At 65.5% G+C, this 24017-nt stretch carries 15 protein-coding genes; 10 read left to right on the top strand and 5 right to left on the bottom strand.

Annotation, left to right across the window (positions count from 1 at the left end; genetic code table 11):
• The first annotated feature begins 37 nt into the window (after window positions 1–37).
• The 8 genes from AC1VNY_RS00930 (at window position 38) to AC1VNY_RS00895 (ending at window position 11148) form a co-directional block, all read left to right on the top strand.
• Window positions 38–1024 (top strand): NAD(P)-dependent oxidoreductase, encoded by a 987-nt coding sequence (locus AC1VNY_RS00930; RefSeq protein WP_482403750.1) that lies wholly within the window; start codon window positions 38–40, stop codon window positions 1022–1024.
• Window positions 1025–1075: 51 nt separating this feature from the next.
• The gene (locus AC1VNY_RS00925; RefSeq protein WP_482403749.1) at window positions 1076–2407 is read left to right on the top strand and encodes an MFS transporter; all 1332 of its coding nucleotides are present in this window, start codon (window positions 1076–1078) and stop codon (window positions 2405–2407) included.
• Window positions 2408–2436: 29 nt separating this feature from the next.
• Window positions 2437–3765 carry an MFS transporter gene (locus AC1VNY_RS00920; protein WP_482403748.1) on the top strand — a complete coding sequence of 443 codons (1329 nt, stop codon included), beginning with the start codon at window positions 2437–2439 and terminating at the stop codon, window positions 3763–3765.
• 22 nt (window positions 3766–3787) lie between these two features.
• Entirely contained in the window at window positions 3788–4813 is a 1026-nt protein-coding gene (locus AC1VNY_RS00915) for an amidohydrolase family protein (protein WP_038382421.1), read from the top strand.
• A gap of 184 nt (window positions 4814–4997) precedes the next feature.
• Complete coding sequence (locus tag AC1VNY_RS00910) at window positions 4998–5672, top strand: RraA family protein (protein WP_482403747.1); 675 nt, start codon at window positions 4998–5000, stop codon at window positions 5670–5672.
• Window positions 5673–5856: 184 nt separating this feature from the next.
• Window positions 5857–6744, top strand: a complete 888-nt coding sequence (locus AC1VNY_RS00905; protein ID WP_482403746.1) for a LysR family transcriptional regulator — start codon at window positions 5857–5859, stop codon at window positions 6742–6744.
• Between the two features lie 142 nt (window positions 6745–6886).
• Window positions 6887–8365, top strand: coding sequence for an FAD-binding protein (locus AC1VNY_RS00900; protein WP_482403745.1), 1479 nt, complete (start codon window positions 6887–6889; stop codon window positions 8363–8365).
• A 296-nt stretch (window positions 8366–8661) separates the two neighbouring features.
• The gene (locus tag AC1VNY_RS00895; RefSeq protein ID WP_482403744.1) at window positions 8662–11148 is read left to right on the top strand and encodes a TonB-dependent receptor; all 2487 of its coding nucleotides are present in this window, start codon (window positions 8662–8664) and stop codon (window positions 11146–11148) included.
• 484 nt (window positions 11149–11632) lie between these two features.
• Here the strand turns inward: AC1VNY_RS00895 and AC1VNY_RS00890 are convergent, their stop codons facing one another.
• From AC1VNY_RS00890 to AC1VNY_RS00880, 3 genes are all read right to left on the bottom strand, one after another.
• Entirely contained in the window at window positions 11633–12406 is a 774-nt protein-coding gene (locus tag AC1VNY_RS00890; protein ID WP_253607047.1) for an SDR family NAD(P)-dependent oxidoreductase, read from the bottom strand.
• Window positions 12407–12621: 215 nt separating this feature from the next.
• Window positions 12622–13242, bottom strand: a complete 621-nt coding sequence (locus AC1VNY_RS00885) for a hypothetical protein (RefSeq protein WP_482403743.1) — start codon at window positions 13240–13242, stop codon at window positions 12622–12624.
• A gap of 63 nt (window positions 13243–13305) precedes the next feature.
• Window positions 13306–14214: a LysR family transcriptional regulator gene (locus AC1VNY_RS00880; RefSeq protein WP_482403742.1), complete on the bottom strand. Its 909-nt coding sequence runs from the start codon at window positions 14212–14214 to the stop codon at window positions 13306–13308.
• 135 nt (window positions 14215–14349) lie between these two features.
• On the opposite strand from AC1VNY_RS00880, the gene AC1VNY_RS00875 reads away from it, so the two are divergent.
• Window positions 14350–15123 carry an SDR family oxidoreductase gene (locus AC1VNY_RS00875; protein ID WP_137481498.1) on the top strand — a complete coding sequence of 258 codons (774 nt, stop codon included), beginning with the start codon at window positions 14350–14352 and terminating at the stop codon, window positions 15121–15123.
• 19 nt (window positions 15124–15142) lie between these two features.
• On the opposite strand, the gene AC1VNY_RS00870 is transcribed toward AC1VNY_RS00875, so the two are convergent.
• Complete coding sequence (locus AC1VNY_RS00870) at window positions 15143–19492, bottom strand: translocation/assembly module TamB domain-containing protein (RefSeq protein ID WP_482403741.1); 4350 nt, start codon at window positions 19490–19492, stop codon at window positions 15143–15145.
• A complete protein-coding gene (locus AC1VNY_RS00865) occupies window positions 19492–21327 on the bottom strand; it encodes an autotransporter assembly complex protein TamA (RefSeq protein ID WP_482403740.1) in 1836 nt (611 codons plus the stop codon). Before AC1VNY_RS00865 ends, AC1VNY_RS00870 begins: the two co-directional genes overlap by 1 nt.
• 1330 nt (window positions 21328–22657) lie before the next feature.
• Here AC1VNY_RS00865 and AC1VNY_RS00860 point away from each other — a divergent pair.
• Window positions 22658–23908 (top strand): ABC transporter substrate-binding protein, encoded by a 1251-nt coding sequence (locus tag AC1VNY_RS00860; protein WP_028333311.1) that lies wholly within the window; start codon window positions 22658–22660, stop codon window positions 23906–23908.
• Window positions 23909–24017 lie beyond the last annotated feature (109 nt).

Below are 24017 nucleotides of genomic sequence, written 5' to 3'. Positions count from 1 at the left end.
CGGGTCAGCCATGCAATATCGCAGCGGACGATAGAAGATGACCGCTCCGTTTCGCGTTCTGGTCACCGGCGACAGCCTCGCGCCGGCCGCCGTCAATGTCCTCAGCGAGATCGGTGCAGATGTCGTGCTGATGCGCGATGCCGTCACGCCCGAACGTCTCACGCACGAGATGGCGCGGGCGCCGACGCAGGCGATCCTGATGCGCGGCAATCCGGTGTTCTCCGCCGCCACCATCGCCGGCAATCCGCATTTGCGCGTGATCGCAAAGCACGGCGCCGGCGTCGACAGCGTCGATATCGATGCCGCAACCGTGAGGCGCGTGCTGGTGATGGTCGCGGGCGACGCGAATGCGCCTGCGGTTGCCGAGCACACCATCGCGCTGATCCTCGCGCTCGGGCGCGACGTCGTCAGCCTGAACGCGCGAACCCATTCCGGCGCCTGGGACCGTGCCACCTATCGCGGCCGCGAAATCCGCGGCCGCACAATCGGCCTGGTCGGCTTCGGCCGCATCGCCCGGCATGTCGCGCGCGCGGCGGCCGCGCTCGGCATGAGCGTCGTCGCGTTCGGCCGGAGCAAGGGCCGCGTCGATCCGGCACTCGCGCGCGAAGCCGCCGATCTCGCCGAGCTGCTCGCGGTCTCCGACATCGTCAGCCTGCACGCACCGCTGACCGATGCGACGCGCGGCATGATCGATGCCGGGCGGCTCGACGCCATGAAGCCCGGCTCCCTCCTGATCAACACCGCGCGCGGCGCGCTGGTCGACGAGGACGCGCTGTGCGCGGCGCTGAGTAGCGGCCATCTCGCCGGCGCCGGCCTCGACACGCTGGCGGAGGAGCCGCCGGCCAAGGACCGGCCGATCCTGCAGGCGCCGAACCTGATCGTGACGCCGCATATCGCAGCCCAAACCGGCGCATCGATCACGCGGACCGGCGTCGAGGCCGCGCGCAACATCGTAGCGGTCCTCACGCAACGCGACATCGATCGCGCCAATGTGGTCAATCCGGCCGCGCTGGACCCGCCTTAAGGCTCACGGAAACGGCCCGGCAAGAGGCCTCGATCAACAGGGGAAACGAACATGAATCTGGGGTGGCTGTCCAAGCTGTCCGCCGTCGAACGCAAGACCTTCTTCGCCGCCTTCGGCGGCCTTGCGCTCGATTCGATGGACACGACGATCTACGCGCTGGTCACGCCGGCGCTGATCGCAACGCTGAGCCTGTCGCGGCCTGACGCGGGCATTCTGGCTTCCAGCTCGTTGATCGGCACCGCGCTGGGCGGCTGGGTCGCCGGAATTGCCGCGGACCGGTTCGGCCGGGTGCGCGTGCTGCAATTCACCATCCTCTTGGTCGCGGTCTCGACCTTTGCCGCCGCCTTTGCCGACGGCTTCTGGTATCTCTTGGTCGCACGCGCCGTCCAGGGCATGGGCTATGGCGGCGAGGCCGCGGTCGGCGCCGTGCTGGTCGCCGAAGTGGTTTCAGCCGGCATGCGCGGCCGCGTCGCCGCAGCGATCCAGAGCGGATACGCTGTCGGCAATGCGCTATCGGTGGCGCTGTTTCCCGTCATCTTCGGCTGGCTGTCGCAGGACATGGCCTGGCGCGTGTTCTTCGCGATCGGAATCCTCCCCGCGCTGCTGGTGTTCTTCGTCCGCCGCTTCGTGCCGGAATCCGCGATCTTCGTCGAGGAGAAGGCACAGCGCGCCGCCTCGGCGGCGCACAGCTTCTGGACCATCTTCACCGGCGAGCATCTGTTCAAGACGCTGGTCGCGACCTTCTTCACCACGGGCACGCTCGGCGCGGCCTATGTGATGATCACCTGGCTGCCGACCTATCTGCAAACCGGGCTGCATCTGCCGGTCACGCACACCGCCGGCTATCTCGCCGTCAACATCTTCGGATCGTTCGTCGGACCGATCGCCTTCGGCCTGATCGCCGACCGCATCGGCCGCCGCAAGGGTTTCATGCTGTTCCTGGTCTGCCAGGCGCTGAATGTCGTCGTCTACACCCAGGCGCCGATCGGCCAGGGCATCACCGTCATCCTCGGATTCTTCCTCGGCGCGCTGCAGGCCGGGCTCGCCTCCGGCCTGATGCCGACCTTTGCCGAGCTGTTTCCGACCAGCATCCGCGCCAACGGCGCCGGCTTTGCGCTGAGCGCTGGGCGCGGCCTTGGCTCGATCGTGCCGGCGACCGTCGGCATTCTCTCGACGCGGATGCATCTCGGCGACGCAATGGCGATCTGCGCGATCTGCGGTTACACCGCCGCCTTCTGCGCGGCATTGCTGCTGCCCGAGCAGCAGGGCATCGACCTCAGAACGATGGCGACAGGCGCAGCTTCGGACGGCGCCGAACGGCTGCCTGCCGAACGAGAGGTGGAGCACCCCAACAACATCCGAAATGGCGTCGCGACCCAATGAACGCCATCACAATGAACGGGAGGATTGCAATGACTGGTGCGTCCGTCACTGAGCTCGAACAGCAGACCATCCGCCGCGTCTATTGGCGGCTGATCCCGATCCTGTTCGTGATGATGCTTTTCAACTATCTCGACCGCATCAATCTCGGCTATGCCGGGTTGACGATGAACCAGGACCTCGGCCTCAGCCCCGCGATCTTCGGCTTCGCGGCCAGCATCTTCTTCCTCGGCTACATGGTGCTCGAGGTGCCGAGCAACCTGATGCTGCACCTGCTCGGGGCGCGGATCTGGCTGGCGCGGATCCTGATCACCTGGGGCCTCGTCGCCGCGCTGACAGCCTTTGTCTGGAATCCGCTCAGCCTCTACGTCATGCGGTTCGGCCTCGGCGTCGCGGAGGCCGGCTTCATGCCCGGCGTGGTGCTTTACCTCACCTACTGGTTCCCGGCGCGCTATCGCGCCCGCGCGGTGGCGGGATACATCATCGCCGGCTCGTTCTCGGCGGTTTTGGGCGGGCCGATCTCGACCAGCATCATGACCCGGTTCGATGGCACTGCCGGTCTCCACGGCTGGCAATGGATGTTCCTCGCCGAGGGTGTGCCGACCATTCTGCTCGGCCTGTTCACGCTCTATTATCTCACCGACCGCCCGGCCAAGGCGAGCTGGCTCACCAAGGAACAGGCGGCCTGGCTGGAAGGCGAACTTGCCGCCGAGCGGGCCGAGATCGAACAACAGGGGCAGCACAGGTTGATCGAATGCGTGCTCGATATCCGGGTCTGGCTGCTGGCGGCGCTGTTCGGCTGCGCATTGGTCGGGATCTACGGCCTCTTGCTGTGGCTGCCGCAGATCATCAAGGGCATGGGCAATCTCAGCAACATCCAGGTCGGCTTCCTCTCGGCGATCCCGCCGCTGCTCGGCGTCATCGGCACCATCGTGGTCAGCCGCAGCTCGGACAAGACCGGCGATCGCAAGTTTCATCTCGCGGCGGTCTATCTGCTGGCCGCCGTTGCGATGCTCGGCAGCGCCTATGTCGCGAGCCCGGTGCTGGCCTTCGTGTTCCTCTGCATCGTCGGCTTCAGCCTCAATGCCGGCAACCCGCTGTTCTGGAGCATCAACGCCTCGCTGCTGACCGGCGCGGCCGGTGCCGCCTCGATCGCGCTGGTCAACACGCTGGCGCAGTTCGGCGGGCTGATCGGGCCGTGGTGCATCGGGCTGATCAAGGACTCCACCGGAAGCTTCTCCTGGGCTCTGGTCGGCATCGCCGGCTTCCTGCTCGCCGCCTCCGCCATCGCCGCCACCATGCGCGTCAAGCCGCGCGAGACGGAATTGACGGGCGCGATCCCGTCATCCGTCGCCCACTGATACCCCTGCCAAGGAAGCAACCATGATCATCGATTGTCACGGCCATTACACCACCGAGCCGGCCAAGCTGCAGATCTTCCGCGACAAGCAGCTCGCCGGCCTCGCCGACAAGTCGCGCCGTCCGCTCACCACCAATCTCGGAATCACCGATGACGAGATCCGCTCCAGCGTCGAGGGCGCGCAGCTCCGCCTGCAAAGGGAGCGCGGCACCGACGTCACCATCTTCTCGCCGCGCGCCGCCGGCATGGCGCATCACGTCGGCAAGGAAGCGACCAGCCGCGAATGGACCACGATCTGCAACGACCTCGTGCACCGGGTCTGCACGCTGTTCCCGCAGAACTTCGTCCCCGTCTGCCAGCTGCCGCAGAGCCCGGGCGTCAAGCCCGCGAACTGCATCGAGGAGCTGGAGCGCTGCGTGACGCAGCTCGGCTTCGTCGGCTGCAACCTCAACCCCGATCCCGCCGGCGGCTACTGGTGCGATCCGCCGCTGACCGACGAATGGTGGTATCCGCTGTATGAGAAGATGGTCGAGCTCGACGTGCCGGCGATGGTCCATGTCTCCTCGTCCTGCAATCCCTGCTTCCACGGCACCGGCGCGCATTACCTCAACGGCGACACCACCGCCTTCATGCAGTTCCTGACCTCGGATCTGTTCAAGCGATTCCCGACCCTGCGGTTCATCATCCCGCATGGCGGCGGCGCCGTGCCCTACCACTGGGGCCGCTACCGCGGCTTGGCGCAGGACATGAAGCTGCCGCCGCTGTCGGAGCATCTCTTGAAGAACGTGTTCTTCGACACCTGCGTGTATCATCTGCCCGGCATCGAGCTGCTGACCAGGGTGATCCCGGTCGAGAACATCCTGTTCGCGTCCGAGATGGTCGGCGCGGTGCGCGGCATCGACCCTGAAACGGGTCATCACTTCGACGACACTCGCCGCTACATCGACGCGCTGCCGCTGAGCGCTGCGGACAAGGCCAAGATCTTTGAAGGCAATGCCCGCCGCGTCTATCCTCGCCTCAGCGCCCATCTCGACCGCCGCGCGCATTGAACGTTGCCGAGACAACCACTCCAACTCCTCATCCTGAGGAGCCCGCGAAGCGGGCGTCTCGAAGGATGCAGGCCCCAACCGGGCCACATGGTTCGAGACGCGCGTTCCGCGCTCCTCACCATGAGGGTCCAACCAAGCAGCAAGACCGACAATCGACTTCAACCAATCAATCTCGGAGAAACCGATGGCCATAGGATTTGCTATTCACAAGGCGAAGCGGAAAGTGTCGCCCGATCTGGTCGCGCGCTACCGTACCCTGCCGGTCGCCAATATCAGCGATTCGATGTCGCGGATCGCGGGCACCAACCGGCTGCGGCCAATGCACGCGGGCGGCTGGCTCGGCGGCCCGGCGCTGACGGTCAAGACCCGGCCCGGCGACAATCTGATGGTCCACAAGGCGATCGACCTGGCCCAGCCCGGCGACGTCATCGTGGTCGATGCCGGCGGCGTCCTCGTCAACGCCATCATCGGCGAGATCATGTCGACCTTGGCCGAGAAGAAGGGCGTCGCGGGCTTCGTGATCGACGGCTCGATCCGCGATGCCGGCGCCATCCGCGCCGGATCATTCCCGGTGTTCGCCGCCGGCGTTGCCCATCGCGGCCCCTACAAGGACGGCCCGGGCGAGATCAATAGCGCCATCTCGATCGACGGCATGATCGTCGAGCCCGGCGATCTCATCGTGGCCGACGACGACGGCGTGCTTTGCGTGCCCTATGACGACGCCGAGGCGATCTGCAAGCTGACCGAGGCCAAGAAGGCCACCGAGGAAAAGGCGATCCAGCAAATCCTCGCCGGCACCAGCGACCGCCGCTGGGTCGACGAGGCGCTGCAGCGCCTCGGCTGCGAGTTCAAGGACTGAGAGGGACGCTGATGCGGGACGCTGCTCCGGCGTCCCGCAACCGAATGCGACAAGCGCAGTCGAGATCGCGCATCGTGCCATGCCGGTTCCCTGCCGGATCGGTTCCCGGCGAACGGCCAGCCTCTCCTGACAATCCCCTCACACCGTAATATCCTTCCGGTTTGCGGGAGAATGAGGTGGCTCGATGGAAGATATCGAAGCCTTTCTCGCGGTCATCGAGGCCGGCAGCCAGACGGCGGCCGCACGTCGGCTGGGCCGCTCATTGCAATCGGTCAATCGATCGCTGATGACGCTCGAACGCAGCGTCGGCGTCGAGTTGGTGCGACGTACAACCCGGCAGTCGTTCCCGACCGAAGCGGGATTGGCGTTCTATCGGCGCGTCAAGCCTGCCGTTGCGGAGATCAGCGAGGCACGTCTCGAAGCGGCAAGCCAGCGCGCCGAGCCGTCGGGCCTGCTTCGCATCGCCGCGCCGGTCCAGTTCGCCTCCGCGTTTATCGTGCCCGTCATCGCGGACTTCATTGCCCGCTACCCCCTGATCAAGGCTGAACTCAAGGCCTCGGATCGAGCCATCGATGTTGTCGGCGACGGCTTCGACATCGCCATCCGGATCAGGGAGCTGCCGGATTCGTCGCTCAAGGCCCGACGGCTTGGTGAGATTCGTACCGTGGTCTACGGCGCGCCGCGCTACTTCGCCCGTTACGGACGCCCGGATCATCCCGACGATCTCTCCCGGCATCAATGCGTCCTGCGCACCACCAGCGAGGGCGAGCCCGCGATATGGCGGTTTCAGATCGATGGCGGCATCAGGACGGTCCGGGTGAATGGCTGCTTCGAGACCGACAACACCGCGGCGCTCTGCACAGCGGCACGTGACGGCCTCGGCCTCGGATACGGGCCGTTCTGGCAGATCCGTGATCTCGTCAACGATGGCGCGATCGAAATTGTACTTGAGGAGTTCGAAGCACCGCGGATGCCGATCCATGCGGTGTTCCCGCCAAGCGGCATGCCGGCGGCAAAGACGCGCCTGTTCGCCGATAGCCTGGTCGATCGACTGAAGCACGAGCAGCTTTAGACACTGGCGCGCGCCATCGCCATTCTCTCGGCAAACGGGAAGGTGCTTCCCGCCAGGCGCTGATTGTCCGGCAAGCGGGCCGAACCCATTGTGCGGGTGAGCGGCAACGAAGCCTGCCGCATCATGCAGTTGAGGAGGCCCCATGACCAACAGGCGTACCCTGCTCGGCGCAGGATTTTGCGTGGCCGCAACGTTGGCGTCTCGCGCCACCCACGCGACGACGCTCGCGCAGGCCCAGGGCTGCGACGGGTCCGCGGCCGACGGCGAGCTCAGCCAATATGCGTGCGACCTGCTCCCGGCGGCTGTTGCGCTCAGCGACGACAACAACGACCGCGCCGCCGCTTCCCGCGATTTCGGCAACATCGTTCAAGGCCAACCTCGTGCGGTGCTGAAGCCCGCCTCCGCCACCGATGTCGCCCGCCTGGTTCGTTGGGCCGGCAAGTCAGGGCACAAGATAGCGGCACGCGGGCAGGGCCATTCGACCTATGGCCGCGCGCTGACAGAAGGTGGGGTCGTCATCGAGATGACCTCGCTCAACGCGATCCACCACATTGCGGCCGATCGTATCGTCGTCGATGCCGGCACGACGTGGGAACGCGTCCTCGAAGCGACGCTGGCGCAAGGCCTCACGCCCCCGGTGCTCACCAACTATCTCGGCCTTTCCGTCGGCGGCACGATCTCTGTCGGCGGAATCGGCGGCAGCTCGTCGCGCCATGGCATGCAGACAGACCATGTTCTCGCGCTGGACATGGTTACGGGAACCGGCGAGCAATTGACCTGTTCGCCGCAGTCGCACGCCGATCTGTTCGACGCCGCCCGGGCCGGGCTTGCACAGTGCGGTCTGATCACGCGGGCCACCCTGAAGCTGGTGCGCGCGCCCGAGCGAGTCCGCCGATACCAGCTTTTGTACCGGGACCTTGCCTCGCTGGCCGCGGATCAGCGCCGCGCGCTTCAAGACGATCGCTTCGATCAATTGCAGGGCGCCATTCTCCCGGCCGGCCCCGGACGCTGGCGCTACCAGCTCGAAGGCGCCGTATTCTACGACAAGGGTTCGCCGCCAAACGACGGCGCCGTGCTTGGATCGCTGTCCCACGACCGCAATACGGCAGTCATCACCGATCTTGCCTATCACGACGACGCGCTTGCCTTCGCGAAATTGGAAGCGCTGCTCAGGTCGAAGGGGCTGTGGTCGAGCCCGCACCCCTGGTTGTTCACGTTTCTGCCCGACGGCAACGCCGAGCATCAGGCCGACGAGATGATCGGCCGCCTCTCGGTTGAGGAGATCGGACCGCTCGGGCGAGTGACCTTTTATCCCCTGAACACGCGCGCGTCGGGCACGCCGCTGGTGCGATGGCCCGATGGCAACATCGCCTTCTGCTTCAACATCGTTCACATGCCGGCGTCGGCAGATGCGGCAGGGGTTGGTCTGACGCTGTCGAAGAACCGCCTGCTTTACGAGCAGATCCGCGGTGCGGGCGGCGTCCAATATCCCGTCAGCGCGCTGCCCATGGCGCCGGAGGATTGGGAACGTCACTTTGGCTCGGCCTGGCCGAAGCTGCGCGACGCCAAGCGGCGTTACGATCCGGCCAATCTGCTGACCCCCGGCTACAATCTGTTCTGATCCCGGCGCCGCGTGAACAGAAGCAGCACGCCCGACCGAAACCGGCCGGCGTGCAGCCGGCTGGCCCCGCGAGGGACGGAATCGGGAATTTTTCCCGATTCCAGATGGAAAAGAATCCCGGTCCCCCGGGATTGATCTTGTTTGCCAAAGCCACGCCCCTCCCGCAGTCTCCGAGCCAGGGTTCGTCGGGGATCAAGCCGAACCGCGGCTTGGGGGTGGGCGTCATGGCTGGTGCGTTGTTGCGTACGGCAACACGTTTTTTGTCTTCTTCGGTCTATACGCACGGCGCTGCGGCCGTGCTGGCTGTGATTGGCTGTGCACTGCCATCGACTGTCCTGCACGCTCAGACGGCCGATCCGGCCCCCACTGAACTGCCGCCCGTCAATGTGATTGCGCCCACACCTCTGGCCGGCACCCGCAGCGCAAGGCCGGCGGCACGGCCGGTGGTTCGGACCACGCGAACCGCGCGAACCCGAACCGGACCTGTTACTCCGGCAGCGGGACCCGATGTCGGCACCGCTGCACCCGGCCCCTCCGACCGCGACTCCACCCTGATTGATCGCGACAAGGTCCCGTCCAACACCGCGGTGATGACGACGCAGGATTTCAGCCACAACTACTCGACCAACTTCCTCGATGCTGTGAACCGCAAGCTGCCCGGCGTCACGCTCGGCGACCAGACCGGCAATCCGTTCCAGCGCAATCTCGACTACCGCGGCTTTACCGCCTCGCCGGTCCAGGGCACGCCGCAGGGCATCGCGGTCTATCAGAACGGCGTGCGCATCAACGAATCCTGGGGCGACGTGGTCAACTGGGATTTCATCCCGGAAAAGGCCATCGACAGCGTCGCATTGTTTCCCAACAATCCGGTGTTCGGCCTCAACGCGATCGGCGGCGCGCTGAGCATCCAGATGAAGAACGGCTTCACCTATCAGGGCTCCGAGGCTGAACTGTTCGGCGGCTCTTACGGGCGCGTGCAGGGCAGCGTGCAGGCCGGCGGCCACAGGGACAACATCTCCGCCTACGCTGCGTTCGAATCCGCGTATGATCGCGGCTGGCGCGACTACGCCAATTCGTCGCACATCAACCGCATGTATGTGGACGTTGGCGCACGCAACGACGACACCGAATTTCACGTCAATTTCACCGGCGCCAGCAACCTGCTCGGCAATGTCGCGGCAACGCCGGTGCAGATGCTCAATCAGCGCTGGTCGAGCGTCTACACCTGGCCGCAGACGACGCTGCTTCAGCTCGCCTTCGTCAACGCGACGCTGAACCACAATTTCTCCGACACCTGGTCCTTCCAGGGCAATGCCTATTTCCGCGGCTTCCGGCAGACCCATGTCGACGGCAACGGCACCGACGTGCATGCCTGCGACGGGGGAGACAGTTTGTGCATCGGCGACGACCTGCCGATTTTCGGTCCGGCGGGAGGTCCCTCGGTTCCGAACACGCTTGGCAACGCCTTCCTTGGCGAAGTCGACCGCAACCGGGCCGCGACCAACAGCTTCGGCGGCACGGCCCAGCTGACCAATTCGGACAAGCTGTTCGGGCACGACAACCACGTCGTGATGGGCGTCAGCGTCGACCACGGCAACACGAAATTCACGGCGACCAGCGAGCTCGGAACGATCGATCCGAACAACCTGTTCGTGACCGGCACCGGCATCTTCATCAACCAGCCCGATGCCGGTCTCGCGCCGGTCGACCTGCGCGCCACCAACACCTACACCGGCGTCTATCTCACCGATACCTTCGACGTGACGAACAGGTTCTCGGTCACTGCTGGTGGACGATTCAACTATGCCCAGATCGATCTGCAGGACCAGACCGGGACAAATGACCAGCTCAACAGCAACAACCGATTCCAGCGCCTCAACCCGGTGATCGGCGGCACCTACAAGATCACCCCGAACCTCACCTTCTATGCCGGCTATTCAGAGGCCAACCGCGCGCCGACGCCGCTCGAGCTCGGCTGCTCCGATCCGGCCCGCCCCTGCGTCATCGATTCCTTCCTGGTGTCCGATCCGCCGCTCAAGCAGGTGGTGTCGCACACCGTCGAGGCCGGCTTCCGCGGCACCTGGGGCAACGACGCCAGGACCGGCGTGCTGAGCTGGGGCCTCGGCGCGTTCTACACTCTGTCCGACGACGACATCATCCGGGTGCAGAGCCCGATCGGCACAGGCAATTTCGGCTATTTCCAGAATGCGGGGCAGACCCTGCGGCAGGGCATCGAAGCCAAGCTCGATTACCGCGTCAATCGCTGGAACGCCTATGCCAACTACACCTTCATCGACGCGACCTATCGAAGCGCAAATACGTTGCCGGCTCCCGACAACCCGAACGCCCTGACCGACCCGAACAACGATGACGTCCGGTTCATCAACGTCAAGCCGGGCGACCATATCCCGGGCATTCCGGCGCACCGCTTCAAGGCCGGTGTCGAGTACCTCGCCACCGACGCATGGAAGATCGGCGCCGACGTCAACGTGGTCGGCAGTCAATGGCTGATCGGCGACGACACCAACCAGAGCCAGAAGGTCCCGGCCTACGCGGTCGTGAACCTGCACACCTCCTACAAGATCACGCCGAATATCGAGGTGTTCGGCCTGATCAACAACGTCTTCAACCAGCATTATTATCTCGGCGGCGCGTTCTACGAGACCGGCGGCTTTGCCAGCGCCGGAGCTGCGCCCAACCTGATGGCCCAGCTGACCGATCCGCGCACCTTCGTCCCCGGCATGCCGCTCGCGGCCTATGCGGGCATCAGGGCGAAGTTCTGAAGTGCGAAGAAGTCAGGTTGAAGCGGCCCGCCGACGCGAACGGGCTGCCCCCCTCCCGCTTGGGGTAGAGCAAACGCATATGCGTCTTCGCCGGCCGCGCAGCGGCTTGGCCTCGTGGTTCGAGACGCGCCGCAAGCGGCGCTCCTCACCATGAGGGTTTAGAGTTTAGCCGCGAAACAAGACGCCATCCCGAGCCCGCGAACGCCGGGCGTCTCGAAGGATGGCCACAGGGACGTGACGCGCCAGGGTTTTCCCGCATGTGATGCGACCTCCCCTGCAAGCGCAGGGCGATAGCCCCGTGGCGAGGGGCGTCTGCACGATTTCTGAATAATGGAAGAATGCCGCTGATTTGCCCGACGAGTCAAGTGGCCATGTCAGCCGGCAGCCGCCGGCTACTTTGCATGGGGTTGTTTTCGATATTTTGGCAGTGCGCCCCTGCGATGCCAGGCTATAGCATCCGGCTAGGCCTCAGTTCATCAGCGCCTTACGCCACCGTCCCGCCGTCGACCGGCATCGCGATGCCGGTGACGAACGACGCCTTGTCCGACAGCAGGAACACCGCGACCTCCGCGATCTCCTCGGGGCGCGCCGCGCGGCCCATCGGATTGCGGGTGACCGCGGCCTTGATCAGCTCCTCCGGATCGGCCTCGTTGTGGCCGGGCTGGTCCGGCCGGTTGACGAACACCCGCAGCATCGGGGTGTCGATCGCACCGGGGCAGATCGCGTTGACGCGGACGCCGTCCTTGGCGTGGCGCTTGGCGAGCGCGCGCGCAAGACCAATCACGCCGGCCTTGGCCGCGGAATAGGTCGGGCTCCACGGCGAGCCGACCAGGCCCGAGGTCGATGCGGTGAACAGGATGCTGCCCTGGCGCCGCGCGGTCATCTGGCCGAGCGCGGCGTTGGTGGTGATCAGCTGCGAGCGCAGATTGAGATCGACGCTGAGATCCCAGCCTTCCAGATCGTCGATCACGGACGGACCGGGAATGCCGAGATGATTCCACACGCAGTCGAGCGCGCCGAATTCCTTCACCGTCGCAGTGACGATATCGCGCGCGAAGCCGTCGTCGCGCAGATCGCCGGTCAGCGCCAGCGCGCGTCCGCCGCCCTTTTTGATCTCGTCGACCACCGCCTTCGCGCCGGCCTCGTTCTGGTCGACCACCGCGACCGCCGCGCCCTCGCGCGCGAGGATACGTGCCCCGGCGCGGCCGGCGCCCGATGCCGCCGCGGTGACGAGTGCGATCTTGCCCTGCATGTCCATGTTTCGATCCTGATTGTGCCCGTGACTTCGAGCCTTCTTGGGTTCTGAAGTTTTGGTTGAATCAGGACCGCAGCGCTGCCGTCTTGCGCTGACGCGCTAAACCATGATCCGGAAAAGTGCGAAGCGGTTTTCCCTCGCGACAAACGCGGGACGCGTTTGCGCGGAGATCATGCTCAAACAAAGAGCTAAAGCGCGATGACGATTCTCATCGCGCTTTACCGGCCGCCGAACAGGACCGGAGACTGGCCGGGCAGCAGCTGCGAATGGATGTCGCTGTCCATGCGCTCCGCCCCTTGCTGGGTAAAGCTCGCGCCGAATGACAGGCTGAGATTCGAAGTCGGCCGGAACTCGAGGCCCGCGCGCGCCGAATAGCCGGCGTTGACGCCGGGATTGCCGCTGAACGGCGCCAGCGGTCCGCCGGCCCCGGGCGGATTGTATTTCAGGGTGTCGAAGCCGGCGAAGAAGGTCACGGGCGTATTGCCGACGCCCCTGAAATTGTAGCCGAACTGCGCGCCCTGATATTCCAGCGAGCCGAACGCCGCCGATTGGCCGAGCGCGTTCCAGCCGACGCGACCGCCTTCGCTGTCGGCGAACCAGCCGTCGGGCCGGCCGTTCAGGTATGAAAAGTCGCCGCCTTGCGCGCCGGCGGCGTCAAAGCTCGGAAAGTTTCCGTAGGTATCCGCCTTCTGGCCGTCGGCAAGACTGCTGCCGAAGCCGAACAGCGAGCCCGGCGTCCAGTAGCGCACCGGGCCGGCCTGGGCACTGGCCTGCTGGCCGCTCATGCACAGCGCCAACACTGCGATTGCGAGGCCGAGTTTACTTACCAAGGTGGTCATCAGGTTACCGTCACGAGCGCCCGGATTATACGTCCCACCGACCGGGAACGCCAGCCTGTGCCCCTACTCCGCCGCGAGCAGCTTCTGCTTCAGCAAATCCGTCAGCCAGTCGGCAAACACCTGCAGCCGCCGCGACAGATGCTGACGGTGCGGATAGAGCAAGGTCATCGGCATCGGCGCGGCGCGGTGCCGCGGCATCAGCTCAACGAGCTCCCCTGCATCGATATGCCGCTTCACGTCGTAGGCGGGAATCTGGATCAGGCCGAGGCCGGCGAGGCAGCAGGCGATATAGGCCTCGGCGCTGTTGACGGTGACGCGGCCGCGCATCGCGATGCTGCGCGACGCGCCCTGCTCGCTCCACTCCCACTCCTCGACGCGGCCGGTGGAGGGCGAGGCGTAGTTGACCGCCCAATGCGCGCCGAGATCGTCGGGCATGCGCGGCGTGCCGTGGCGCGCGAGATATCCGGGGCTTGCGACATTGATCAGCGTCAGATTGCCGAGCGGCCGCGCGATCAGACCGGAATCGCTGAGCGGGCCGACGCGCACGACGCAATCGGCGGAATCTTCGATCAGGTTGATGGCGCGGTCGGTGACACCGAGATCGATGTCGATCTGCGGATAACGATCAAGGAGAGCCGGCAACGCCGGCGCGATGATCAGGCGGCCGATCCGCCCGGGCACGTCGACCCTGAGCCTGCCCGACGGTTCGGCGGCGGCGTGGCGGAACAGGGTCTCGGCCTCCTCGACATCGGCGACGACTCGCAAGGCTCGTTCGTAGAAGGCCGCGCCGTCATGCGTGGGCGACACCTTTCGCGTCGTGCGATGCAGCAGCCGCGCGCCGACGCGCTGCTCCAATTCCGCGACCGCTGAGGAGACCGACGAGCGCGGCAGGCCCAGCGTGTCGGCCGCCCGCGTAAAACTCGCGCACTCGACGACGCGGGCGAAAATGCGGAACAGGTCGATGCGGTCCAATATCGTCCCCGATTGTTCGCCATTCCCGACAAGTGAGATCAGAATGCATGGCTTTATCGGCAAATCCTAGACGATATCGTCGTCTCCAGAAAGCGGCCGCAGGGCGCGGCCGCGAGACCTGGAGAGGCGAATGCCATGACCGACCACAGCATCAAGGACAAGACCGTCATCATCGCCGGCGGCGCCAAGAATCTCGGCGGCCTGATCGCGCGCGATCTCGCCGCCCACGGCGCGAAGGCAATCGCGATCCACTACAACAGCGCGGCCACCAAGGCCGATGCCGACGCGACGGTGGCGGCGCTGCAGGCCGCAGGCAGCAAGGCGGTCGCCTTCCAGGCCAACCTCACGACATCGGGCGCGATGGAAAAGCTGTTCACCGACGCGGTCGCCGCGATCGGCCGTCCCGACATCGCGATCAACACCGTCGGCAAGGTGCTGAAGAAGCCGATGGTCGAGATCTCGGAGGCCGAATATGACGCGATGAGCGCGGTCAACGCCAAGTCCGCGTTCTTCTTCCTCAAGGAGGCCGGCCGCCACGTCAACGACAACGGCAAGATCTGCACGCTGGTGACCTCGCTGCTCGGCGCCTACACGCCGTTCTATGCGGCCTATGCCGGCACCAAGGCGCCGGTCGAGCACTTCACCCGTGCGGCATCGAAGGAGTTCGGCGCGCGCGGCATCTCGGTCACCGCGATCGGCCCGGGTCCGATGGACACGCCGTTCTTCTATCCGGCCGAAGGCGCGGACGCGGTCGCCTATCACAAATCGGCGGCGGCGCTGTCGGGCTTCTCCAGGACCGGGCTCACTGACATCAAGGACATCGTGCCGTGGATCCGCCTGCTGGTGTCGGACGGCTGGTGGATGACCGGCCAGACCATCCTGGTCAACGGCGGCTACACCACGAAGTGAGGCGCGATCTCGGTCGCCCTTACCATTCGAATCGCGTGCCGACTCCGACGGATGTCGAGCCTTTCGCATCGACATCCGACTCGACGCGGATATGGCGCGTCACGTCGACATTGGCCGACACTCCTGACTGGCTGGCGCTCGCGCCCGTCCGCACGCCTACGCTCAGCCTGTCGCCGATCGCGCGCGAGGCACCGACCATCGGCCCCCCCGCCCCGGCGCCGACGTCCAGATTGTCGACCCCGAGCGAACGGCGCATGCGGTCCACCGTTCCCTCGCCACCGCTTGCGAACTGAGCGGCGGCCCCTGCGAGTTGCACGGCCTGCGAGGTCGTCAGGCTGCCCGAAGCTTTCTGAAAGAGAATGCGCGACAGGATCTCGTCCTGCGGCAACTCGGGCTGCGAGTGGAAGGCGAAGACCGGCGCGGCCGCCGCGCCCGAGATACCGACCTGCGCGGTGATGTCGGAGGCCTGTATCTCTGCCGCGAAATCGAGCTCGGGCGCGAGATCGCCATTGAAGGAGAGATTGCCCTTGGTGAAGGTCAGCGTCTTTCCGAGCACCACCAGCTTGCCCTGGTAGAGCGAGAAGGCTCCCTTCGGAACCGGCGCGTTGCTCGTGCCGCCGACATGAACGGAGCCGCCGAGTTCCGCGGTTACCCCGCGGCCATGGATGAAGACGTGGTTCGGCGCCGAAACTGTCACGTCGAGCGCGGCGTTGAAGAGCGCCGGACGCTTTTTGCTGCCTTTCGGCGTCTCGGCCTTGCGCGCAGCTGCGAGCCGTGCAGCGGCCTGTCCCGAGGCGTTCACATGGTTGATGCCCTCGATCGGCTTCAGCGTCGACGGCAGGCGATCCGGAATGTCGACGTTGACGCGGGTCAAGTCGACGCGACCGACGATCCGCGGATCGCGTGCCAGGGCGCCTGTGACGTCAATGGCGAGATTGGCCTGCGCGGTCGCCAGCGCGCTGGAGGCAAGCGTCGCCTGCTGACCGCGAATCGAGACCGTGCCTGGAAAGCCTGCATCCGGGGCGACCCGTACCTGACCGGAGCCGGACAAGGTGCCGCCGTTGGGCGTCACCGCGGCTAGGCGCTCCACCACGATGCGCTCTCCTTCGGCGGTGATTTTCGCCTCGACGGCATCGAGGCGCGTGCCGAGCATGCTGTCGCGGAAGGTACCCCCGCTCATGGTCGCGACACCGCCGATCTGGGGCCTGGTGCGCGTGCCGCTGACATGCGCATCGAGCGCGACGCTGCCGGATACGGTACGACCGGAAGCGGAAAGCGTGGCATTGGCGATGGCGGCATCGAGGCGGCCCTTCGCGGACAGCGCGATCGGACCTGTGGCGTCGAGCGGCACCGTGCCCGACGCCGTGATCGCGCCGGCTCTTCCCGCGGCAATTGTGGTATTCAGGCTCGCGCGGCTGCCATCGAGTCGTCCGTCCGCAGCAACGTCGACCGGCGGCAGGCCGGCGCTTCTGGTCTGCGGAGCGGTGAGCTGCTTGACCGCGACCTTGTACTGGCCGATCGGCGCGCTCATGGAGCCCGCAATCGCGGCTGACGCGTCGAGGGTCCCGCTCAGGCCCAAACCGGGTATCGCGACATCGGCTTCGCCGAGCGGGATCGCGCTTGCCACGGCCTTGAGGTCGAGCACCTGGCCGGCTTTGCCGTCCACCGTGAAGCGGCCACGTCCAATCGCGAGCGCCAGATGCTCGATCAGCACCGTGCCATCGTCGAGCGTGAAGCCCGCGGGACCCTGCAGCGCGATTCCCTTGGCGCCACGCCGCGCGGTGAAGCGCTTGAGATCGAACCGCACCCGCTCCCTGGTGGTCAGTGCACCCGCGGCATCGAGATCGAATCCGGCAGCCTTGGCGGACAAGCCGATCGTGCTCGCATCGGCATTGCCCGTGGCCGCTAGCGTGACGTTGGAGACTGTCTGACCGCTGAACTCGGCACCGTTGACCTGCGCATCAGCATTGAGCACCGGATGGCCGTAGAGATCGGCGCCATCGGCGCGCAGATCGAAACTGCGGATCGCCGCACCCGCGGCGCGGATTCCGGCGCCCTTGCCGGCAAGCCGGACCGACTGCTGGCCGCCATCGGCCGAAGCGGCAAGGTCGAGTGAAGCCGAACCGGCGAGCTCTGTGAGGGCAAGCGGCGAGAGATCGGCGAGCGCCCCGGCTGCGAAGCGAATCTGCCCGCTGGCGAATCTCTGTGCGTCGATCGTTGCTGCACCCTTCAGGGATACCGATCCGATCGCGATGTCGATGGTCTTTGCGCGCCATCCCGCAAAGGCGGGAGCTGCGCGATCGTCGGGCTCCGACGATCGACGGCTCACCTGAACAATCCCGCGCGCTGGCTTGCCGTCGACGGAGCCGTCGAGCCTGGCCTCGACAGCACAGACTCCGTTGATGTCATTGACCGTCGCGACGAGCGCCAGATGCGGAATCGGGCGCCGCATGGCGGTGGCGCGATCCACCGAGGCCGCGAACGAAACGCCGGGATGCGCGAGCCCGCCGGTCAGGCCGACGTCGAGAACTCCCGCACCGGTGAGGCGCGCATCGGCTGCCGAGAGATCCGGCAGATCCACGCGCGCCGACAGGTTGCTCGAGTCGCGCGTCACTGTTCCTTTGGCGCGAACCGCAACATGGGCTCCGTCGATCGACGCGCCGCGGACCGTGTAAGTGTCGCGGCCATCGCCAGAGATGTCGGCTGCGAGTGCGAGCCGCGCCCCCGCGAGCCCGTCGAGCGCCGCAAGTCCCGTCGCAAGCTTCTCGCCGGCCCCTGACATCCTGATATCAAAGCTGCCACGCTGGAGGTCCGAATCGAGGTCGAGGCCGAACGCCGCCGAGCCCGCAAGCCTCAGCCCGGCAAGGTCGGCAAAGGCGCCGAGGTCGGGCACCGTTCCGGTTGCCCGGCCATTCAGGCGATCGGCGCTGACATCACCTGCATAGGTTGCCTGAACCGTTGATGTGCCGATCTCGAGACGCTCGATCCTGGCGCGGCCGCCGAGGTCCGTATCGCCGTGGAGCACGAGCGACGCGGTATTGCCGATCGCGGCCGCCAAACTGGCATCGCGTGGCGCGATGCCGGAAGCGCGCAGGTTCGCGTCAAGGATGATGCGCGTTGCGGGATCGCCGGCCTCGGCACGAGGAACGGCCGTGATCGAAGCATCAAGCGTCTCGACGTCCCCGTCCGGCAGATGAGCGCCGGACAGCGCGAGCTTGACCGATGCTGTGGGAGCCTTGATTGGGCCGTTGACGCGGCTGTCGAAGACGAGACTGCGGATCGAGCCTTGGTCAGTCTCGGTCACGTCGCCGTTGCTTGGCAAGGCACGGATGGAAGCCGCGAAATCCACGACCTTGTCCGCTCCGAGCAGACCTTTCGCATCGAGCCGCGCGAGACGGCTCGTAAGCGTCAGCACGTCCAGGGCGACGCTGCCGTCGTCACCAAAATGCGTCGTACTGTCGAGATTGGTTTCACCGGCGAAGACCGGCGCGGCGATCGCCGGCAACAACGGTTCGAGATGGCTGGCAAGGCGCGTTGCGAGCACTCGGCCCGCCCCGTTTCGGTCAAGCGTAATCGTGCCGGTCGCATCGATCGTGGGGCCGGCCTGCAACTTCAGGGCACCACGAAAGCTGTCGAGCGTGCCCTTGCCGCCCAATGCGAATGTGACGGGCGGCTCGCCCGGCAGATGGCCGAGCTTCGACATGAGTCCGTGGGCCGGCTCGTCGAGCGTGACGTCGAGGGTAAGCGCATTTCCCTGCGGAACGTAGACGAGAGCAGCCTTGAAGTGGCCCGGGAAATCCTTGCGGGTGGCATCAAGATTGAAGACGAGCCCTTCCGAGGGCGAACCGAGCTCGGTATTGCCGGTCGCCGCGACACTCAAGGCTTCACCCAGAATCGACTGTCCCAGCGTCAGGGCCCGCAGGTCGAAAGCCTTCACCTGCACCTTCACTGGAAGGTCGGGCAGGATCGGCTGATCGGACTCGGCGGCAGGCTGGTCGGACGGAAGCGGTTTTCGCTTGATCTCAAGCGTGCCGATCTCGAGGCGGTCGATTTCCAGCCGCCCCAGCAACAGTGCGCTGCGTCGCCAGACGAGGCGCGCCTTGTCGAGCGTCAGCCAGACGCCGTCCTTGTCGGTGATGCTAACGTCGCGAACCGTGGCATCCGAGGACAGCACACCATCGACGGCGCCGACATGGACCTGGGTCGCCGGCGTCGAGAGCGTCCGCGAGACAAGACTGGCCAGCACATCCTGCTGGTTCTCGCCGCTCCCGCCCGCCATTCCGTAGAGAACGGCACCGAGCACCGCGGCAGCGATGAGGCCCAAGGCCGCGACGGCAGAACCGATAATGAACAGCCGTCGGACGCGCATCAGAAGGCCTGCCCAATGCTGACATAGATCGCGTAACGGCTGTCGCCGGGGCGAGGATTCAGCGGTGTCGCAACGTCAAGGCGGATCGGGCCGACTGGCGTGAGATAACGCAAGCCGAGTCCCGCGCCGTAGCCCACATAGTCGTCGAAGCCCGGCAGGGATGATCGGGAGGCGGTGCCAAAGTCGAAGAATGGCACGAGACCGATGGTGGGGGTGATCCTGACCCGCACCTCGGCGGAGCCCTCGATCAGGCCGCGACCACCGGTGATTTGGCCGAACATCATCGGCGAAATGGTGTTGAAGCCGTAACCGCGCACGGATCCGCCGCCGCCGGCGAAGAAGCGATGTGCATCCGGAATCTGGTCGAGTGGCGCGCCCGCAAGCGAGCCTGCGGCCAACCGACCCGCCAGCACGTAGTCGGCCTGCTCATCGAGCGCATAGTAGGCCGAGCCCGCAACCCGCGCTTCGAACAGATCGATCGTGGAACCCATCAGCTTCGGATAGGCATTGACGGTCGCCGAGAGGCGCACACCGCGCGTCGGGTCGAGCGGATTGTCTGTCGTGTCGTAGCGACCGGTCGCCGTGAAGCCGATCAATGTCGCATCGACCCGCCCCAGCACGTCCTGCGATTTCGATTGCTCGACCTGGAGACCGGCCTGCAGCGAAGCCGCTTCCGAAAAGCGATGGATCACGCCGAACGTGCCGCGCACCGTGTCGTCAGTGTAACCGCCAAGGTCGTTGTTGCCGACACGCTCGCGGAACGCAGTGGCCTCGATCAGAAGATCGTTGGCGGTACCGAACAAGCCTGGCTTGATGAAGGTGCCGGTAAACCGTGCGCCGAAATCCGAGGCGCTCAGATTATTGAAGCCGGTGAAGGACGTGCCGTCGATCCGTTGCAGGAGCGAGGCGGATGCTTCGAGCCTCAGGCGCTCGCCGCCGCCGAATATGTTCCGATCCTCGTAATAGCCAGCAATGCCGGGACCATCGACGGTGGAATATTTTGCCGAGAGGCCCACCGCGTGCCTGGGCCTCTCCGTCAAATCGATGAAGACCGGCAGGTTGCCGTTGCCATCGAGCTTGTCGGCCTCGCGGACGCGAATTCCCCCGATGGCCGGGATCTTTGCGATCGAGGTTTTCGCCAAGGCGAGCCGCTCTGGCGAATAGGGCTCGCCTTCCCTCAGGTAGACGTGCGTGGCCACCACTCGCGGATCGACGTCTCCGCCCGAGATCGTCACGGCGCCGATGCCGGCCTTGGGGCCCGCTTCGACCCGCAACCGGAGGTCCATCGCGGCGGCGGCATGATCGACGGTGGCCTTGACGTCGGCGACCTTCGCCAGCGGATGTCCGTTGCTGCGGAACCAGTCGACGAGTTTCACCTGCGCGGCACGTAGGTCGGCAGAGATCGCGGGATCGCCGGACTTCAGCGCAAACGCGCGGCGCGGCAATCCCTGCGGCGCTTGGTCGCGCGGATAGTCTACATCAACGGCGCGCAGCTTGAACAACGGACCAAGTCGCACGATGACCTTGACGGGCACGACGGTCCGATTGCGAAAGCTGTCGGCCCGTCGCGCCGCCGCGGCAAGCCCAGTCTCGTCGAGGGAGATTGGAACTCCATCTATCGTCACATCGATCTGGGCGTTGTAGCGGCCAAGCCCCCAGAGGGCATCGAGCAGCGGATTGATATCCGCCTGCAGCCGGCGCGCGAGACCTTCCCCGTCCGGCGGCGGTTCCTGTCGAAGGCGATAGGTGCCGGCGGCATCGCGCAATGCCTGTTCGGCGTCGCTATCGTTCCTGCCCTCCGGCGTCTTGGCTTCGATCTCCAACCGATAGGACAACGTCGTGGCGCTGACCGGCGGCGGATCGTCGGAGCCGAACAGACCAAAGAAGTCTAGCGCGTGAGCCTGCTCGCACAGCGAGCAACCGACGACAGCGACGCACGCCGAACGCAGAACGCGTCGCGCTGCAGCGATGAAATACCTTCGCCTTGCCCGCCCCGGCAAGGACGGCAGGCATCGTCGCACCACGATTTGCTTGATTGTTCCGCTCCGCCTGCCTGTTGACACGACCCGAGTCTGTGCACCTCGGGTTCCGGCGATCCCCTGTCTCCGCATTCAACAGGCACCACACGCGAAGTTGATAGACTCATGATGGACAATGTTTGGCAAACGCAAGGGAACCTCGATGTTCGTCGCAGTTATCCAATCTCCGGTGCGCGCCACCGTCGGTTCCGGAAACCACATCTTGCGAGCAATCCGCCACACGCGTCATCAGGATTGCGTGGCGCTGATGCTAGTCAAAAGCAGAACGCAAGCTCGGCCGATCCAGTCCGCAACTGCAGAGGAACAGGTTCTGGCCGAGCCAGCAGGTTGCTGCCGCGGCCGATCAACGCAGAGCTCGTCATCGGGCAACGCGTTGCGCAGGCGCATTAGCCAATCCGGGCCCTGCCACTGATTTGCCCGACGGCGTAAGTCCCCGCAGCTGTGGTCCTACCTCCCGCGTTTTTTATTACGCGGGACCCATGGGTGCGATCGGCACCCGGTTTTCTCTGCGCCCTCTGTTAACGGAGAGGCGAAACGAAGAGCAGAGCTCGAACAAATCATGTCGCGAGAACGCGCATGTATGACTCAGCGGATGTATGACCCAAAAATCGAGCCACACACTCAGTGTCGTCCCGGGCTTGACCCGGGACCCATAACCACAAATGACAGCAGTTGCGCGACGCTGGGGCCGCAGCACCCTTCAACAACACAACCCTGGGGTCCCTGCTTTCGCAGGGACGACGGGTGGAGGGGGCGCCCCTACCAACCCCATCACCGTCATTCCAAGGTGCGAGCGGAGCGAGCCTCGGGATGACGGAGCCAAGAGCAGCGCGTACTGAACGAGAACAAATCACATCATCCCTGCTCCCGTGCACAATCACGCACAAGGCAGGGACGACATCAACATATCAATCGCCTCACTCTCTTCCCCGGTGCAGCTCCGCGGCATTGCGCCGCGAGCCGCGCTGCGGCGCAACAATCAAAATGAGACTGCCCGTTAAGCCGGCCGGCGCTGACGACATCCGCGCCGCGCCCGCCTTCGGCTAGCTTTGCCGGCAACAACCGGACGCCCATCAGCCTTCGCACGCCAAGTGGACGCCGGCGACAACACAGAGGGAGGAGCGCGATGTTGAAAGGCAGTTTGGGACTGATTGCGTTGAGCAGCCTGTTGCTTTCGGGCACGGCGTTCGCTCAGGAGAAGATCAAGGTCGGCGTCACCGCGACGCTCGAGGGCACCTACACGGTGCTCGGCGAGGACGGCATGCGCGGCTTCCAGACGGCGCTCAATGTGCTCGGCAAGAAGATCGGCGACAAGGAGCTCGAATTCGTCGTCGCCTCGACCGACGCGACGCCCGACTCCGCGGTGCGCGCGGTGCGCAAGCTGATCGAACAGGACAAGGTGCAGATCCTGCTGTCGCCGCTGTCCGGGGACGAAGGCATCGCGGTCAAGAACTTCGCCAAGACCCATCCGGAGCTGACCTTCGTCAACGCCGCCTCCGGCGCGCAGGAGACGACCTATGTCGATCCGGCGCCGAACTTCTTCCGCTACAATATGGACGGCGCGCAGTGGCAGGTCGGCCTCGGCAAATACGCCTACGAGACCAAAGGCTATCGCAAGATCGCGACCGTCGGCGAGGACTACTCCTTCATCTACACCCAGGTGTTTGGCCTAGTGCTCGAGTTCTGCGGCGCCGGCGGCCAGGTCACCAACCGGCAATGGGTGCCGCTCGGCACCAAGGACTTTGCCTCGGTGATCGCCGCGCTGCCTGACGATGTCGACGCGATCTATCTCGGCCTCGGCGGCGCCGATGCCGTCAACTTCCTCAACCAGTATCAGCAGGCCGGCGGCAAGGCGCATCTGATGGGCGGCTCGATCATGATCGACCAGACCATCCTGTCGTCGAAGGGCAATGCCAAGAACGCGCTGATCGGCACCATCGCCGCGAGCGGCCAGGCCGATACCTGGGAGGATCCGGGCTGGCAGAAATTCGTGAAGGCCTATCAGGATGCCTTCCCGCCGGCCAAACGCTTCCCGAGCCCGTCGCTGCTCGCGACCAACTATTACGGCTCGACCATGGCGCTGATCCTGGCGCTGCGCCAGGTCAATGGCGACCTCTCCAACAACCAGGCCAAGCTCAAGGACGCGCTGGCCAAGATCGAGATCGACGCGCCGAACGGCAAGATCAAGCTCGATTCCAACCGCCAGGCGATCGGCACCAATTTCGTCACCGAGGTGGTCGATGACGGCAAGGGCGCGCTGTTCAGCAAGGTCGTGAAGGTGATCCCGAACGTCAACCAGACGCTGGGCTACGATCCGGCGGTGTTCGCCAAGATCGGCTTGCCGAGCCGCACGGTCCCGGAGTGCAAGAAGTACTGACGTATTTGTTGCAGTGCAGGCACGGCGGCCGTGACGAGGCGCGCGGTTGCATGATGTGCCCTGCTCGCCCTTGCTTTCCGCGGGCGGATGTTGAACGCTTGTCGAAAAG

This window comes from Bradyrhizobium ferriligni (assembly GCF_056837965.1).
This window is presented reverse-complemented; position numbering and strand designations above follow the sequence as displayed.